Annotated in this window: 12 protein-coding genes and 2 tRNA genes; 6 read left to right on the forward strand and 8 right to left on the reverse strand. The window is 60.6% G+C overall.

Annotated elements, in window-relative coordinates:
- Positions 1-117 precede the first annotated feature (117 nt).
- The 4 genes from AC07SU_RS07790 to AC07SU_RS07805 form a co-directional block, all read right to left on the reverse strand.
- The gene (locus AC07SU_RS07790) at positions 118-1,404 is read right to left on the reverse strand and encodes a virulence factor family protein (RefSeq protein ID WP_494996669.1); all 1,287 of its coding nucleotides are present in this window, start codon (positions 1,402-1,404) and stop codon (positions 118-120) included.
- Positions 1,404-4,046 carry a bifunctional lysylphosphatidylglycerol flippase/synthetase MprF gene (gene mprF, locus AC07SU_RS07795; RefSeq protein ID WP_176994376.1) on the reverse strand — a complete coding sequence of 881 codons (2,643 nt, stop codon included), beginning with the start codon at positions 4,044-4,046 and terminating at the stop codon, positions 1,404-1,406. Before mprF ends, AC07SU_RS07790 begins: the two co-directional genes overlap by 1 nt.
- A 279-nt stretch (positions 4,047-4,325) precedes the next feature.
- A tRNA-Met gene (locus AC07SU_RS07800) sits at positions 4,326-4,402 on the reverse strand.
- A 242-nt stretch (positions 4,403-4,644) separates the two neighbouring features.
- Positions 4,645-4,723: transfer RNA gene (locus tag AC07SU_RS07805), tRNA-Met, on the reverse strand.
- Positions 4,724-5,001: 278 nt separating this feature from the next.
- Between AC07SU_RS07805 and dinB the strand changes: the two genes are divergently transcribed.
- Positions 5,002-6,069, forward strand: coding sequence for a DNA polymerase IV (gene dinB, locus AC07SU_RS07810; protein WP_176994375.1), 1,068 nt, complete (start codon positions 5,002-5,004; stop codon positions 6,067-6,069).
- An 84-nt stretch (positions 6,070-6,153) separates the two neighbouring features.
- Here the strand turns inward: dinB and AC07SU_RS07815 are convergent, their stop codons facing one another.
- The 4 genes from AC07SU_RS07815 to AC07SU_RS07830 all read right to left on the reverse strand — a co-directional run bounded on the left by AC07SU_RS07815 (position 6,154) and on the right by AC07SU_RS07830 (position 10,965).
- Positions 6,154-7,107: a hypothetical protein gene (locus AC07SU_RS07815; protein ID WP_176994374.1), complete on the reverse strand. Its 954-nt coding sequence runs from the start codon at positions 7,105-7,107 to the stop codon at positions 6,154-6,156.
- 20 nt (positions 7,108-7,127) lie between these two features.
- A complete protein-coding gene (locus tag AC07SU_RS07820) occupies positions 7,128-8,843 on the reverse strand; it encodes a proline--tRNA ligase (protein WP_494996670.1) in 1,716 nt (571 codons plus the stop codon).
- Between the two features lie 171 nt (positions 8,844-9,014).
- The gene (locus AC07SU_RS07825; RefSeq protein WP_494996671.1) at positions 9,015-10,559 is read right to left on the reverse strand and encodes an AmpG family muropeptide MFS transporter; all 1,545 of its coding nucleotides are present in this window, start codon (positions 10,557-10,559) and stop codon (positions 9,015-9,017) included.
- 43 nt (positions 10,560-10,602) lie between these two features.
- Positions 10,603-10,965, reverse strand: a complete 363-nt coding sequence (locus AC07SU_RS07830; RefSeq protein WP_256349773.1) for an MGMT family protein — start codon at positions 10,963-10,965, stop codon at positions 10,603-10,605.
- A gap of 154 nt (positions 10,966-11,119) precedes the next feature.
- Between AC07SU_RS07830 and AC07SU_RS07835 the strand changes: the two genes are divergently transcribed.
- From AC07SU_RS07835 to groL, 5 genes are all read left to right on the forward strand, one after another.
- On the forward strand, positions 11,120-12,127 hold the full coding sequence (locus AC07SU_RS07835) for a DUF481 domain-containing protein (RefSeq protein ID WP_176994370.1): 1,008 nt from the start codon (positions 11,120-11,122) through the stop codon (positions 12,125-12,127).
- A gap of 108 nt (positions 12,128-12,235) precedes the next feature.
- Entirely contained in the window at positions 12,236-12,967 is a 732-nt protein-coding gene (locus AC07SU_RS07840) for a HugZ family pyridoxamine 5'-phosphate oxidase (protein WP_494996672.1), read from the forward strand.
- 66 nt (positions 12,968-13,033) lie between these two features.
- Positions 13,034-13,510 carry an FxsA family protein gene (locus AC07SU_RS07845; protein WP_176994368.1) on the forward strand — a complete coding sequence of 159 codons (477 nt, stop codon included), beginning with the start codon at positions 13,034-13,036 and terminating at the stop codon, positions 13,508-13,510.
- A gap of 247 nt (positions 13,511-13,757) precedes the next feature.
- The gene (locus AC07SU_RS07850) at positions 13,758-14,054 is read left to right on the forward strand and encodes a co-chaperone GroES (RefSeq protein WP_016975516.1); all 297 of its coding nucleotides are present in this window, start codon (positions 13,758-13,760) and stop codon (positions 14,052-14,054) included.
- Positions 14,055-14,104: 50 nt separating this feature from the next.
- Positions 14,105-15,751, forward strand: a complete 1,647-nt coding sequence (gene groL, locus AC07SU_RS07855; protein ID WP_176994367.1) for a chaperonin GroEL — start codon at positions 14,105-14,107, stop codon at positions 15,749-15,751.
- Positions 15,752-15,767: the final 16 nt, after the last annotated feature.

Genomic DNA, 15,767 nt, shown 5'->3' on the forward strand with positions numbered 1-15,767 from the left:
CCTCCCCCCCCCCCCCCCCCCCCCTCCCCCCCCCCCCCCCCCCCCCCCCCCCCCCCCCCCCCCCCCCCCCCAGCTCCCACACAAGCCAGCCCCACATAAGCCTGTGTAGGCCGGGAATTACTCGGCTTTATCCTTGGCCTGATGCTTCACGATGATGTCCACCAACCGCTTGGCCAGCGCGGGGTAGTTCTCATCGAAGTGATGGCCGCCTGGCAGCTTCACGGCTTCGCCCACGGCCGTCTTGTCGGTGCAGCCACTCTCGTCGACTTCTTCGGCACCGTAGATGCACACCACTTTGTCCGCTGGCAGCTTGGCCATTTCCGGGCCGGTGGCGGCTTCTTTGCCGGCGTTGCCCAGCCAGCCTTCCACTTCAATCTCAAAGCTGCCGGTACGGGCGAATGCCAACAGGATGATTGCGTCTACGCGCTGCTGCTCGTTTTCCGGCAGGCGGTTGTAGATGGCCGGCAGTACGTCGGCGCCGAACGAATAGCCGGTCAGCACGAAGCGCTTGGTGCCCCACTTCTGCCGATAGTGCTGCATCAGCTCGGTGAGGTCCTTGGCGCTTTGTTCCGGGGTCTTGTGCTGCCAGTAGTAGCGCAGGGTGTCGATGCCCACCACCGGGTAGCCGATCTTGGCCATCTCGCCGGCCACGTCGCGGTCCAGGTCACGCCAGCCGCCATCGCCGGAGAGGAACAGGGTCACGGTGTCCTTGGCTTGGCCGGCTGGCACTTCCACCACGGGAATGGCCAGGCCGCCGTTGTCCGAACCCACCAGCTGCTTGCGCAGTTCGTTGTTCAGCACTTGCGGGTAGTGAATGTCGTAGTCGCTGATGCTGGTGGTTGCGCGCGGCGTATCGCGTACGAAACTGGCGGCATCATCGTCAGGGTTATCGTTCCAGGCCACCAGCCAGCTGCCGTGGGCAGAGGTTTTTGGCAATGGGTCCTTGCAGCCTTCCTGCGTCATGGCGAAGCCAACCGAGATGGCGTTGGCCTTGTCGTCGCTCTGTGCAGCCAGCCAGCGCCATGCCAGCGCTGCGCCAGGGCCGATGCCGCTGACGAGGGTTGCCGGGCCCTTGAGTTGGCTCAGGGCGCCTTGCAGGGCTTGCTCCTGCAACAAGCAGTCATCTTTGGGCAGAACTACTTGGACAATCTGTGCCTTGCCGCCCTGGCTCAGGGCAATCAGTTGGCTGTCGCTCAAGGTGTCAGCGGCCAGCACCGCAACGGCGACGCGGGCTTTGGCCGTGCCGGCCGGGGTGACGCGGGTCATGACAGAGCCGTCGGCCTGGGGCAATTGTTCCAGGGTCGGTTGCGGGGCAGGGCGGTTCCAGTACCAATAGCCGCCACCCAGGATCAGGGCGAGCAGCACTACAAAGGCCAATACATACCGCCAGGAGCGTCGAATCATCAGCGTTTCACCAATCCAGTCAAGCCGCCCGCGATCAGGGCGGCGGTATCGGCCAGTGCCACCAGCGGATCAAGTCCTGCGGGCACGGCCATGTAACGGGGTTCCCAGTCAGGCTGGAACTTGTCTTTGAAGCGGCGCAAACCTTGGAAGTTATACAACTGCTCGCCACGGCGGAACACCATCGAACCCAGGCGCTGGGTCAGTGGGGCGCCACGACGCGGTTGCAGGCCCGACAACGGCACCATACCGAGGCTGAAGCGGGCGTAGTCATGGTTCTTATAATGTTGGATCAGGCCGACCATCATGAACTCCATGGTCAGCTTGGGCGCGTCTGGGTGGGCGCGCATCAGGTCGAGGCTGGCCAGGTCGTGGTTGTAAGTCTCGAGCAAGTTCGCGAAGGCCACCGGGCGCCCTTCGAAGCGAATGATCGCGATGCGAAAGTGCTTGAGGTAGTCGTCACTGAAGCGTCCCAGGGAAAAGCCTTTTTCCCGCACGTTCTTGCCGGTCAACCAGGCGTCGGAAATGACCTTGAGTTCATCCATCGGGGCGTGGCCCGGATCGAAGATTTCCAGGGACAGGCCGTCCCGGGTGCCACGGTTCCAGGTGTAGCGCAAATCCTTCATCTCTTTGCCCTTGGCTTCCAGGTCAAAGCGTTTCAGGTCGACGCGGGCTTCTTCACCCAGTTTGATCGCGGTGAGGCCGATGTCCATGTAGTACGGCAGGTTCTCGGCGCGCACTTGGTAGAACACCGGGCGGGCGTGGTGAATGTCGCACAGGTCTCGGAACTGCCAGATCATCTCGGCCCGGGGTTGGGTCGGGCCGATCGGGTCATACAAGGCCACCAGGCTGCGCCCACGACGGGCGTACATCAAAAAGGCTTCGTCGTTGGGATGGAACAGCAGCGCCTTGTCGCCGGTCAGCGCGAGGCCACCGTCAGGCTGGGATGAAGCCATCAGGATCTTGGTGGCGCGCTCCAGCTCGTCAGGCGTCGGCAGGTGGATCACCGGGCGTGCGGTACGCAACAGCCAGGTCAGCGACACGATCACCAGCAGCACGGCGGCACCCAGCAACGACCGCAAGCCACGTGGCGCGTTGGCGTCCAGGGTGAACTGCCACCACAGTTGATGGCTGTACGGCACGTCCTGGTAGGCAAACAGCAGCAGCCAGATCGAGGCGCCCAGTACGCAGACGCTGGCCACCAGGTACAGCGGCGAGAACGGCAGTTCAGTCAGGCGGCTGGCGCGGTAGAACGAGCGACGGAAGATCGCCAGCAGCACGGCGGTCATGATCATCAGGCTGGCTTCTTCCCAGTCGAAGCCCTTGAGCAGCGAGAGCAGGGCGCCGGTCAGCAGCAGCACCATCGTCAGCATCCAGGCTGCCGACAAGCGTCGGCGCAGACCCTGGGCGAGCAGCAGGCAGAGCACACCGATCAGGCTGGCACCAAAGTGGGAGGCGTCAATCAGGCGGTGGGGAATCAGGAAGCCGATGTTTTCCAGGCGTGAGTCGATTTCCGGCGTGGCGCCGGAAAACAGCAGGACCACGCCTGACAAAAAAACCAGTACGGCCAGTACCGGCGCCGCCAGCCCGGAAGCGACCCGCAGGCTCTGCTGCGTTTGGAACAGGCGCTGTGCTTCGTTGACCAGCAGAAACACACAGGCGATCAACAGCGGCAGTACCACGTAGATCATTCGGTACAACAACAGGGCCGCAGCCAGTGGCGCGGCGCCGAGCTTGTCGGCAAACGCGGCCAGCAGGATGGCTTCAAATACACCCACGCCGCCCGGTACGTGGCTGAGTACACCCGCCGCCAGGGCCAGCAGGTACACCAGCAGGAACGGGCCGAACGGCGGCGCTTCCGGCAGCAGCATATAAAGGACGGTTGCAGCGGCGGCGACGTCCAGTGCGGTGATGATCAGTTGCAGGAACGTCAGGCGGCGGCCCGGCAGGCGCAGGGTACGACGGCCAGCCTTGACCAGCAGGTTGTCGGGGTAGGGTTGTTCTGGCAGGCGGCGACGATAAATGCCGATGCACAGCACGGTCGACAGCAGCAGCACCGCGCCTGCAATACCGCCGAGCACCATCTGTGGCAGGTGCAGGTAGGTCGCGGCAGCGGGCAGGTTGCTCAATGTCGCCAGTGCGGCCAGGGGGGGCAAGGCGGTGCCGAGGGCCAGGCTGGCAAACACGGTCATGTGGGCCACTTCCGAAGCCCCGATGCCATGACGTGCATATAAACGGTAACGCACCGAGCCGCCCGAGAGCATCGATAAACCAATGGCATTGCCGATGGCGAAGGCGGTAAAACCGCCGAGGGCCAGGGTCTTGGCGGGCAGCTTCACGCCGGCATAACGCGCGCCCGAAAACTCGTAGCCCAACAGAATGATGAAACCGGCCACGGCGGCGGCAAACGCACCGAGCAGGGCAGGCTTGGGCACTTCCAGGATCGAGTCGTGGAGGGCGTAGAGGTCCAGTTCCAGCAGCAGGTGTCGGCAGGCGATCAGGGCGATTGCGAACAGCAACAGGGTAACGGCCAACCCGATGGGCTGACGGTATTTGCTCAACAGATCCAGCCAACGCAAACGAGTGGGAGTGATCGGTTGTTCTGCTGTGACAGTGTCTTGTGGTTCAGACGAGTTGGCGCGCATCAATCACCTCGTGGATTGTGCGCGACAGGATGGAGGTATCCAGCCAAGTTACCAATCCCTATGGACAAAATAATTACAAATATTAACGCGTATCGCCGGGGGCGGCGACAGCGGCCATTGGTCGTAGAGGGTAGCGCTTGAGCATTGAGCATAGCTTGCAAAGACATGGACTCAACAAACCGTGTAGGGTTTCATGAAATATGCCATGTCATTGTTTCAGAAGAACTTTTTCACCGGATACAAAAAAGGCCACTCTTTCGAGTAGCCTTTTTTGATGTTTGGTTGCGGGAGCCGGATTTGAACCGACGACCTTCGGGTTATGAGCCCGACGAGCTACCAGACTGCTCCATCCCGCGTCTGTGGGCGGCATTCTACAGTCCAGCGGCGGGGTGTCAACCGTTAATGGCCATATGAGTCAAATAAGTGTGAATTAGCCACTCAGCCCACCTAAGTTCCCGATTGAAAACGCTTTTGTAGTGAGCGGGCTCGCCCCGCGCGGCGGTGTGTCAGGTATTCCGCTGGCGCGGGGCAAGCCCGCTCACTACAAAATCAGCGCGCACAAAAAAGGCCACTCTTTCGAGTAGCCTTTTTTGATGTTTGGTTGCGGGAGCCGGATTTGAACCGACGACCTTCGGGGGTTATGAGCCCGACGAGCTACCAGACTGCTCCATCCCGCGTCTGTGTGTCGGCATTCTACAGAGGAACTTCGGTGTGTCAACCGTAGATTCCAGGAAAAGCGCTTCTGCTTCAATCGGTTAGCGTGCCGGGGTGGGTTTCCGAAAGGGCTTGGGGCCAGTCAGGCCGTGGCTTTCAGCTCTATCGGATTGCCGATTTCGATTGAGAAAATAAATTCATTGGCGAAATTTCCTACCACTCAGACGGAAGATTCAAACTACTGGTGCTATATACAGGGGTGAATGCGATACTGGCCACCCGTAGGACCACACCCCTTTATATGACGCAGCGCAAAATCATCCACGTCGACTGTGATTGCTTCTACGCCGCCATCGAGATGCGCGATGACCCGAGCCTGGCGCAAAAGCCCCTGGCCGTGGGCGGCTCGGCGGACCGGCGTGGGGTGATCGCCACCTGCAACTACGAGGCGCGGGCCTATGGCGTGCGCTCGGCCATGTCTTCCCGTCACGCCTTGAAGCTGTGCCCGGACCTGACCATCGTCAAGCCGCGCATGGACGCCTATAAAGAAGCGTCAAAGGAAATCCAGACGATCTTTCGCGATTACACCGATTTGATCGAGCCGCTCTCCCTGGATGAAGCCTACCTGGACGTCTCCGACAGCCCGCACTTTGGCGGCAGCGCGACGCGTATCGCCCAGGACATCCGTCGGCGGGTCTCCAACCAGTTGCATATCACAGTGTCTGCCGGGGTCGCGCCGAACAAGTTTTTGGCCAAGATCGCCAGCGACTGGAAGAAACCCAACGGGCTGTATGTGATCACGCCGGATCAGGTCGAGGATTTTGTTTCCCAGTTGCGGGTCAGCAAGCTGCACGGGGTGGGCAAGGTCACGGCGGACAAGCTGGCGCGCCTGGGCATCGAGGACTGCCTGCAATTGCGCGAGTGGAACAAGTTGGCGCTGGTGCGTGAGTTCGGCAGTTTCGGTGAACGACTGTGGAGTTTGGCCCGTGGGATCGATGATCGCGCCGTGCAGAACGACAGCCGCCGCCAATCGATCAGCGTGGAAAACACCTACGATGTCGACCTGCCGGACCTTTCAAGCTGCCTGGCGAAATTGCCTGAACTGATGGAAACCCTGGCCGGGCGCATGGCGCGCATCGACAGCAGCTACCGCGCCGGTAAGCCGTTCGTGAAAGTGAAGTTTCATGACTTTACCCAGACCACACTGGAACAGGCGGGGGCAGGGCGGGACCTGGAGAGTTATCAACAGCTGCTGACGCAGGCGTTTAATCGCGGTGGCAAGCCGGTGCGGTTGCTGGGGATTGGCGTACGCTTGCTGGACCTCAGCGGCGGTAACGAACAGCTGGAACTGTTCACGCACCCCTTGTAGGAGCCCGGTTTGCCGGCGATGGCATCCGCAAGATCGCCATCGCCGGCAAGCCGGGCTCCTACAAGGAAGCGTGCGAATCAGGTTTCAGCGTGCGCCGGGGTCTGCCACCAAACGCCCCGCATCCTTGGTCAATGCCTGCAGGAATTCCTGCTGTAACTCCGGATCATTGCGGGTCAGTTCGATCAGGCTTTGTTCCAGTTCACTGGCTTCTTCTTCCAGACCCAACTCCGACAGGCGCTTGACGCGGTGCACCCACTGGTTGACCTCGTCGTCTTCCAGGTCGTCGTAGATCAGGCCGTGGGCCTCCAGCAACTTGCTGCGCAGGGTGCTGCTGATCGCCAGGGTCGAGTCCGAATGCACATCGTCCTGGCCATCTTCCACGCTGATCTTCAAGGTGCTGACGCGGTTCAGATCCTGTTCGGCAAATGGGCTGTCCAACAGGTTCAGGCGCAGGACGCCGTTGCGGTCGGTGGTCAGTTCATGGGTCTGCTTGCCGGCAGTGACCTGCACCGGGCGCTCGCTCCAGGGCAGGCTCGAATACTCCACGCGCTTGTCGCGCTGGACTTCATCGATACCCGCCAGGTTCTGTTGCGCACGGCCATGGGATTGCACGTTCATGAACGGGTTGATGCCGTCCACGCCGTAGCTCAGCCAGTCGCGGGTCATGCTGGTGGGCAGGTTGCCGAGGGCGAAGATATTCGCCACGTTGGCGCCGGCGCCAGCCACCAGAGCCACGGCACCCAGAGGCATCTCGTAGAGTTTGCGCCAGGGCTGGTAGGGGGTGTAGCGATCGTAACGACGGGTGACTTCGAACTCGGTGACCTCAAAGGTCTTTTGCTCGTGAATCCGAACCCGGCGTTGCGGCAGTTCCAGCACTTTGGGCTCGCCTACATCGATCTGCAGGCTGTGGTCGAGCAACTTACGCTCGACCCGTTCCTCGTGCTCACTGCGTTGCGACATCTGGTTGGCGCAGCCGCTGACCAGCAGGGCGCCGCACAAGGCGGCGCCCCCCAGGGCTCTGGTGTTTCGCTTGAACATGACTTCTCTTGATCTGGTTTTCAGCGACGAATACGCGCCTGAAGGAAAGACAGCACGTCAGCCACCGGCAACGGTTGGGCTTCGGCTTCGGTCCGGCTCTTGTATTCCAGATTGCCATCCGCCAGGCCGCGGTCACTGACCACGATACGGTGCGGGATGCCAATCAGCTCCATGTCGGCAAACTTGATGCCCGGGCTGGTTTTCTTGTCCCGGTCATCGAGCAACACTTCAAAACCGGCGGCCGTCAGTTCGGCATACAGCTTGTCAGTGGCTTCGCGTACTTGCTCGTTGTCGTAGCGCAGCGGTACCAGGGCGATTTGGAACGGGGCCAGGGCGTCGCTCCAGATGATGCCTTTCTCGTCGTTGTTCTGCTCGATGGCAGCTGCCACCACGCGTGACACGCCAATACCGTAGCAACCCATTTCCAGGGTGATCGGCTTGCCGTTCTCGCCCAGCACTTCGCACTTCATCGCCTTGCTGTACTTGTTGCCCAGCTGGAAGATGTGCCCGACTTCGATGCCGCGCTTGATCTCCAGGGTGCCCTTGCCGTCCGGGCTTGGGTCGCCGGCCACCACGTTACGCAGGTCGGCCACGGTTGGAACCGGCAGGTCACGCTCCCAGTTCACGCCGAAGTAGTGCTTGTCGTCGATGTTGGCGCCGATACCGAAGTCGCTCATCAGCTCGACCGAGCGGTCGATGATGATCGGCAGTGGCAGGTTCAGCGGGCCGAGGGAGCCCGCACCGGCGCCAATGGCGTCGCGCAGTTCGGCATCGGTGGCCATGACCAGCGGGCTGGCCACGCCAGGTTGCTGGGCCGCCTTGATTTCGTTGAGCTCGTGGTCGCCACGGATTACCAGGGCAATCAGCTTGCCTTCTTCTTCAGCGCGCACGATCAGGGTCTTGATGGTCTTTTCAATCGGCAGATTGAATTTTTCCACCAGGGCCGCGATGGTCTTGGTCTCTGGGGTATCCACCAGGCGCAGTGCTTCGGCCGGAGCAGGACGGGAGGTTTCCCGTGGCACGGCTTCGGCTTTCTCGATGTTCGCCGCGTAGTCGGAACCGTTGCTGAACACGATATCGTCTTCGCCGGACTCAGCCAGCACGTGGAATTCGTGGGAGCCGGCACCGCCGATGGAGCCGTTGTCCGCTTCAACCGGGCGGAATTTCAGGCCCAGGCGCGTGAACACGTTGCAGTAGGCGGTGTGCATGCGGTCATAAGTGACCTGCAAGGAGGCCTGGTCGGCGTGGAACGAATACGCGTCCTTCATGATGAATTCGCGGCCGCGCATCAAGCCGAAGCGTGGGCGGATTTCGTCACGGAACTTGGTCTGGATCTGATACAGGTTCAGCGGCAGCTGCTTGTAGCTGCTCAGCTCGTTGCGCATCAGGTCGGTGATCACTTCTTCGTGGGTCGGGCCGGCGCAGAAATCGCGGCCATGACGGTCCTTGAAGCGCAGCAACTCAGGTCCGTATTCTTCCCAGCGCCCGGATTCCTGCCACAGTTCAGCCGGTTGAGTGCTCGGCATCAACACTTCCAGAGAGCCGGCGGCGTTCATTTCCTCACGAACGATGGCTTCGACCTTGCGCATCACCTTCAAGCCCATGGGCAGCCAGGTGTACAGGCCGGAGGCCAGTTTGCGGATCATGCCGGCGCGCAGCATCAACTGATGGCTGATCACAACCGCGTCGGAAGGCGTTTCTTTCTGTGTGGCGAGCAAATATTGACTGGTACGCATGGTAGGCCGTTGTCGGTTGCTTGGACTTGAAATGACTCTGGATTGTACGGGCGCAAACTGCCGGAGTACAGGCATCAGAATACAGAGGGGTATGTAGGAGCCGGCTTGCCGGCGATGGCGTCTTTGAGATTGACGCGAGGCTTGCGGGCCTCATCGCCGGCAAGCCGGCTCCTACAGGGGAGATACTTCGTCAGCTGGCGGATTCAACCGAGCCCGCCGATTCTCCTGGAACCAATGCAAGGCAATCAGGAACAACGTCGGCACGCCCAGCAGGCAGGTGATCAGGAAGAAGTTGTGGTAGCCAAACTTCTCCACCATCACCCCTGAATAGCCGCCGATCAGGCGCGGCAGCAACAGCATGATCGAGCTGAGCAGCGCGTATTGGGTCGCGGAAAACTTGAGGTTGGTCAGGCTTGACAGGTAGGCCACGAACGCCGAAGTGGCCAGGCCGGAGCTGAAGTTATCCAGGGAAATCGTGAAAATCAGCATCTGCAGGTCCGGGCCCATGTCGGCGAGCATCACGAACAGCAGGTTGGTTGCGGCCGAGGCCACGCCGCCGATGAACAGGATCGGCAGGATGCCGAATCGTACGATCAACAGGCCGCCCATGCCCGCGCCGAGCAGGGTCATGATCAGGCCGAAGATCTTGCTGACGCCGGCGATCTGATCCTTGGTAAAGCCTTGGTCGATGTAGAACACGTTCGCCATCACGCCCATCACGGTGTCGGACATGCGGTAGGTCGCAATCAGCCCGAGCAGCAGCAGCGCCTGCCAGCGGTAGCGCACGATGAAGTCGTTGACCGGCGTCAGAACCGGCGCCAGGCCACGGCGGCCCATGGCCGAAAGGCACAGGCAGGTGAGGGTGATGTAGAGAATGGCGCGCAGGAAGGCGCGGTCTTCCATCAGCAGTTCCCACAGGCTCACGCCGTGGAACAGCACGCTGGCGAAATCCGTGTTGTACAGCTGGGTGAACATCGCCGGCACCGACACCAGCAGCACAATCAAGACAAACACCGACACCAACTGGTGCATGAAACTGTAGCGACCGGCCTGCAACTGGGTACGCAGCGGTACGTTCGGCTCGCGCATGAACAGGGTGGTCAGCAGTGCCGGGATCATCAGCACGCCGAACAGCACGTAGGTGCCGGTCCAGGCCGAGTGCTTATAGTTGAAGCCGGTCGAGCCGAAGCCTTCGGCAAAGAACAGCGCGCCGGCCGTCGCCAGCAGGGCGGCAATGCGGTAGCCAGACATATAGCTGGCCGCCAGGGCGGCCTGGCGGCTGTCGTCGGCGATTTCCAGGCGATAGGCGTCTACTGCAATATCCTGGGTGGCCGACGCGAAGGCGACGATGACAGCGATGGCGATCAGCCAGGACAAGTGTTTCTGCGGATCGCAGAAGCCCATGCCGATCAATCCGAGGATTACCAGTGACTGGGCTAGTACCAGCCAGGAACGACGGCGCCCGAGTTTACCGAGCAGCGGCAGGCGCCATTGGTCGAGCAGCGGTGACCAGACCCATTTAAAGGCGTAGGCCAGACCGATCAGGCTCGCATAGCCGATGGTCTCGCGGGCCACACCGGCCTCACGCAGCCACACGGAAAGCGTCGAGAACACCAACATGTAAGGCAAGCCGGCGGCGAAGCCGAGCAACAACAGCACTAACGTCGAGGGGCTGGCATAGGCGGCGAGCGCGGCGCGCCAGGTTTTACGGGGCATGGGCTGGAGTCTGCCTCAGATTTGCGGAAACAAAGCGCGCACTCTAACCGCTGTGCTCTACCGGGCGCCAGCCATGACGCTGAATATCCACGCGATTGTTGCGGATCGTGACGCCTTCGCTGCGCAATCGCGCGCGTTGCTCGTCGCCTGAGGCACTGCCCACCGGTAGGCTTATCCGACCACCGGCACCCAGCACCCGGTGCCAGGGCAGCTTGGTGTCCTCGGGAAGCTGGCTCAAGGTGCGCCCCACCCAGCGCGCCGCGCGTCCCAGCCCAGCCAGGTGCGCCAGTTCCCCGTAGCTCACCACGCAGCCAGGCGGGACCTGCGCCAAGGTGAGGTAAAGCGCCGTACGGCGCATCTCGGCGGGGCTTTGCGGGGTTTCGGCGGGTTCATTCACTGTGGGCATATCCGTTGAGATCGTCGGCATCTTTGTCAGAAACGTCTGTAAATATCGCGGTGAACACTGAACTCAACCCAAATCCCTGAGTCAGTCCTTGCTAAGACGTTATCTAACACGATAATGCCGCCTTTTTTGTCAAACTTGAGCCCCGAACCTGCTTATGTTGTCCAGAACCCTGCTGTGCCTCGCTGTTTTCAGCGCCTCCACGCCCTTGTTGGCCGACACCGTCTGGTTGAAGAACGGCGACCGCCTGACCGGCAAGATCAAGGTCTTCGACGGTGGCAAGCTGCTGATCCAGACCGACTACGCAGGGGCCATCCCGGTGGATTGGAAACAGGTGAAAACCCTGGAGAGCGACCAGGAGTTGCTGGTCAAACAGGATGCCTACACGGGCGAGAAAGCCAAGTCGCTCAAAGCCGCAGATGACGGCAAAGTGGTCCTGGCCAATGGCGAAGCGCCCAAGACCGTGGAGCTGGCGAGCATCCAGCAGATCATCAAGCCCAAGCCTGTGATCGAAGACCTGGTGTGGAAAGGCAACGTCGACCTGGCGCTGGACTACAAGCGCGCAGAAAAAGACACCAACGACTACGACATCGACTTCAAGACCACCGCCCGTCACGGCCAATGGCGTCACACGGGGCAGGGCGAGTACAACCGCGAGTTCCAGGACGACGTCACTACCACCGACAACTGGGCCCTGGAATACGACCTGGACCGCTTCCTCACCGAGCACTGGTTCTGGCAGGGCCGCCTGACCTATAAGCGTGACAAGGTGGAAGACCTGTCCCGCCAACGCACCGTCGGCACCGGCCCGGGCTACCAGTTCTGGGACGATGAATTGGGCGCGTTCTCCCTGGGTTCGCTGGTCAACCGTACTGACTACGAATATTCCGACGGCGGTAAGGACAACTTCTACTCCGTGGCCATGAAGTGGAACTACAACCGCTACCTGGTGGGCAAGACCGTCGAGTTCTTCACCAACGGCGAATTGGGCCGGCCGATCGATGGGCCGGTGGATTACTCCCTGGATGCGGAAATGGGCCTGCGCTACAAAGTCACCGAATGGGCCTCGCTCAACCTCAAGGCCGAGCGCGACATCATCAGCGGCGATTCGGACAGCAGTCTGAGCAAAACCCGCTACACCGCCGGGTTCGGTGTCGCCTGGTAATAAGGCCGCACAAAACCTGCTTGGCAACCTTTGCCGATATTGATTACCTTGTGGTTGAGATCCATTCCCATATGCCATGGGCGGCTGAATACCCCGAGGAGTCATACGTTGAGCACACAGGTTGCCAAGAACGCCCGAGAGCTGTTGCTCAAGGAATACCGTGGGGCGCTCGCCACACTGTCCAAAGCCATGCCTGGCTTTCCCTTCGGTTCGGTGGTGCCGTATTGCCTCGACGATCAAGGCCGCCCGCTGATCCTCATCAGCCGCATCGCCCAACACACCCATAACCTGCAGAAAGACCCCAAGTGCTCGCTGCTGGTGGGTGAGCGCGAGGCCGATGATGTACAAGCGGTAGGGCGCCTGACCTACCTGGCAGAGGCCGAGAAGCTGGAGGACGCCACAGCCATCGAGGCGGCCGCCGAGCGTTATTACCGCTATTTCCCCGATTCGGCCAACTACCATAAGGCCCATGACTTCGATTTCTGGGTGCTCAAACCGGTGCGTCACCGTTATATCGGCGGGTTTGGTGCGATTCACTGGGTCGATGAATTGACGCTCGCCAACCCGTTCGCGGGCAAGGCCGAGCGCAGCATGATCGAGCACATGAACAGCGATCACACCAAGGCTATTGCCCATTACGTCGACCTCACCGGTTTGCCGACCTCCGAGCCTGCACAACTGGCGGGCATAGACAGTGAAGGCATGCACCTGCGTATAGGCCAATCCTTATATTGGTTGCCCTTTGCGGAGTCTTGCAACACTCCGACACAAGTGCGCGAAGCCCTGGTTTCATTGGCTCACGCCGAGGTTTGGCCGAAAAAAGCGGCGGCCAGCGCTTGAATTCACGAAACGGCGACGTCATCTAAGGTGGACTGGCAAGGCATTCTTGCGTTGAGGAACCATTTGATGCGCCCTTTTTTATTGCTCTTTCTGCTGTTCCCGGTGTTGGAGCTGTTCGTATTCGTTCAAGTCAGCAGCGCGATCGGGTTTTTCCCGGCCCTGTTGCTGATCATTCTCGGCTCGATGCTTGGCGTTCTGGTGCTGCGCGTCGCCGGCCTGGCCACGGCGCTGCGTGCCCGTGAAAGCCTGAACCGTGGCGAACTGCCCGCCCAGACCATGCTTGAAGGCCTGATGATGGCCCTGGCCGGTGGCTTGTTGATCCTGCCGGGCTTTATCAGCGATGTGGTCGGCCTGGTGATGTTGTTGCCGTTCACCCGCAAGCTGCTGGCGGGCAAGATGCGCCAGCGTGCCGAAGAGGCTGCGATCCGTCAGCGAGCGTTCGCCGACGACCTGCAATCCCGTGGCGGCCCGACCCCGCGCCAGCCGCTGGAGCGTGAAGGCGACGTGATTGAAGGCGAGTTCGAACACCGCGACACCAAGTAACCGCTTCACCAGCACGGCACCTTCGGGTGCCGTGTTGCTTTTACCGCCCGGCGAGTGCAAAAAAAATCCGTCGAGCCCCCTTGTAATAAGCTTATGCGCCCTTATGTATCGGTCACCGCAAGGTTTCTGGTGGCAACGCCAGACAGACTTCCGCGTTTCGCTTGGCGAACCGCGACCGGCACAGCCGGATTACAACCCGCCGGTACTGACACCGGCCGATGAAAAACACAATTAGGAGAGATCGACAATGAGCAAGCTTCGTCCTCTGCACGACCGCGTCGTAATCCGTCGCAGCGAAGAAGAAAAGAAAACCGCTGGCGGTATCGTTCTGCCAGGTTCGGCTGCTGAAAAAGCCAACCACGGTGTGATCGTCGCTGCTGGTCCAGGCAAAACCCTGGAAAACGGTGAAGTGCGTGCTCTGGCCGTTAAAGTCGGTGACAAGGTTGTATTCGGCCCTTACTCCGGCAGCAACACTGTGAAAGTTGACGGCGAAGACCTGCTGGTCATGGCCGAGAACGAGATTCTCGCCGTTCTGGAAGCGTGATTTTTCCGCTTACTTTCCCGTTACTCCAAAGAATTTAAGGATTATCGATCATGGCTGCTAAAGAAGTTAAATTCGGCGATTCCGCCCGCAAGAAAATGCTCGTTGGTGTCAACGTCCTGGCTGACGCGGTAAAAGCGACCCTGGGCCCGAAAGGCCGTAACGTGATCATCGAGAAGAGCTTCGGCGCTCCGACCATCACCAAGGACGGCGTTTCCGTCGCCAAAGAAATCGAACTTGAAGACCGTTTCGAAAACATGGGCGCGCAGCTGGTCAAAGACGTTGCCTCCCGTGCCAACGATGACGCTGGTGACGGTACTACCACCGCTACCGTTCTGGCTCAGGCTATCGTTAACGAAGGCTACAAGGCCGTCGCTGCTGGCATGAACCCAATGGACCTGAAGCGCGGCATCGACAAGGCGACCATCGCCATTGTTGCCGAGCTGAAAAACCTGTCCAAGCCATGCGCTGACACCAAGGCTATCGCTCAGGTAGGCACCATCTCCGCCAACTCCGACGGCTCCATCGGCGACATCATTGCCGAAGCCATGGAAAAAGTCGGCAAAGAAGGCGTGATCACCGTTGAAGAAGGCACTGGCCTGGAAAACGAACTGTCGGTTGTAGAAGGCATGCAGTTCGACCGTGGCTACCTGTCCCCGTACTTCGTCAACAAGCCAGACACCATGGTTGCCGAGCTGGACAGCCCGCTGATCCTGCTGGTCGACAAAAAGATCTCCAACATCCGCGAAATGCTGCCAGTACTGGAAGCCGTTGCCAAAGCTGGCCGTCCACTGCTGATCGTTTCCGAAGACGTTGAAGGCGAAGCCCTGGCGACCCTGGTTGTGAACAACATGCGTGGCATCGTTAAAGTCGCAGCCGTCAAGGCTCCAGGCTTCGGCGACCGTCGCAAGGCCATGCTGCAGGACATCGCCGTTCTGACCGGCGGTACCGTTATCTCCGAAGAGATCGGCCTGAGCCTGGAAAGCGCCACCCTGGAAAACCTGGGCAGTGCCAAGCGCGTGACCATCTCCAAAGAAAACACCATCATCGTTGACGGTGCTGGCGTTGAGCAGGACATCCAGGCTCGCATCACTCAGATCCGTGCCCAGGTTGCCGAGACTTCGTCCGACTACGACCGTGAAAAACTGCAAGAGCGTCTGGCCAAGCTGTCCGGCGGCGTCGCAGTGATCAAGGTTGGCGCGGGTTCCGAAGTTGAAATGAAAGAGAAGAAAGCCCGCGTTGAAGACGCCCTGCACGCTACCCGTGCAGCCGTTGAAGAAGGCGTGGTACCTGGCGGTGGCGTTGCGCTGATCCGTGCTCTGGAAGCCTTGACCGGTCTGAAAGGCGACAACGCCGATCAGGACGTGGGTATCGCTGTTCTGCGTCGTGCCGTTGAAGCACCACTGCGCCAGATCGCTGCCAACTCCGGCGACGAGCCAAGCGTGGTGGTCAACGAAGTCAAGAACGGCAAAGGTAACTACGGTTACAACGCTGCGACTGGCGTCTACGGCGACATGATCGAAATGGGCATCCTGGACCCTACCAAGGTGACTCGTTCCGCGCTGCAAGCAGCCTCCTCCATTGGTGGCCTGGTTCTGACCACCGAAGCTGCAATCGCTGACAAGCCGAAGCCTGAAGGCGCAGCTGGCGGCGGCATGCCAGACATGGGCGGCATGGGTGGCATGGGCGGCATGATGTAAGCCAGCCTTACCCCCG

This window comes from Pseudomonas sp. GW821-FHT05H12 (assembly GCF_059419385.1).

Bases quoted from the DNA above. Each gene is read 5' to 3' on its own strand.
- AC07SU_RS07815 (WP_176994374.1), bottom strand. From the start codon at position 7,107: ATGTTCAAGCGAAACACCAGAGCCCTGGGGGGCGCCGCCTTGTGCGGC.
- AC07SU_RS07820 (WP_494996670.1), bottom strand. From the start codon at position 8,843: ATGCGTACCAGTCAATATTTGCTCGCCACACAGAAAGAAACGCCTTCC.
- AC07SU_RS07845 (WP_176994368.1), top strand. From the start codon at position 13,034: ATGCGCCCTTTTTTATTGCTCTTTCTGCTGTTCCCGGTGTTGGAGCTG.
- groL (WP_176994367.1), top strand. From the start codon at position 14,105: ATGGCTGCTAAAGAAGTTAAATTCGGCGATTCCGCCCGCAAGAAAATG.
- AC07SU_RS07790 (WP_494996669.1), bottom strand. From the start codon at position 1,404: ATGATTCGACGCTCCTGGCGGTATGTATTGGCCTTTGTAGTGCTGCTC.
- AC07SU_RS07835 (WP_176994370.1), top strand. From the start codon at position 11,120: ATGTTGTCCAGAACCCTGCTGTGCCTCGCTGTTTTCAGCGCCTCCACG.
- dinB (WP_176994375.1), top strand. From the start codon at position 5,002: ATGACGCAGCGCAAAATCATCCACGTCGACTGTGATTGCTTCTACGCC.
- AC07SU_RS07830 (WP_256349773.1), bottom strand. From the start codon at position 10,965: ATGCCCACAGTGAATGAACCCGCCGAAACCCCGCAAAGCCCCGCCGAG.
- mprF (WP_176994376.1), bottom strand. From the start codon at position 4,046: ATGCGCGCCAACTCGTCTGAACCACAAGACACTGTCACAGCAGAACAA.
- AC07SU_RS07825 (WP_494996671.1), bottom strand. From the start codon at position 10,559: ATGCCCCGTAAAACCTGGCGCGCCGCGCTCGCCGCCTATGCCAGCCCC.
- AC07SU_RS07850 (WP_016975516.1), top strand. From the start codon at position 13,758: ATGAGCAAGCTTCGTCCTCTGCACGACCGCGTCGTAATCCGTCGCAGC.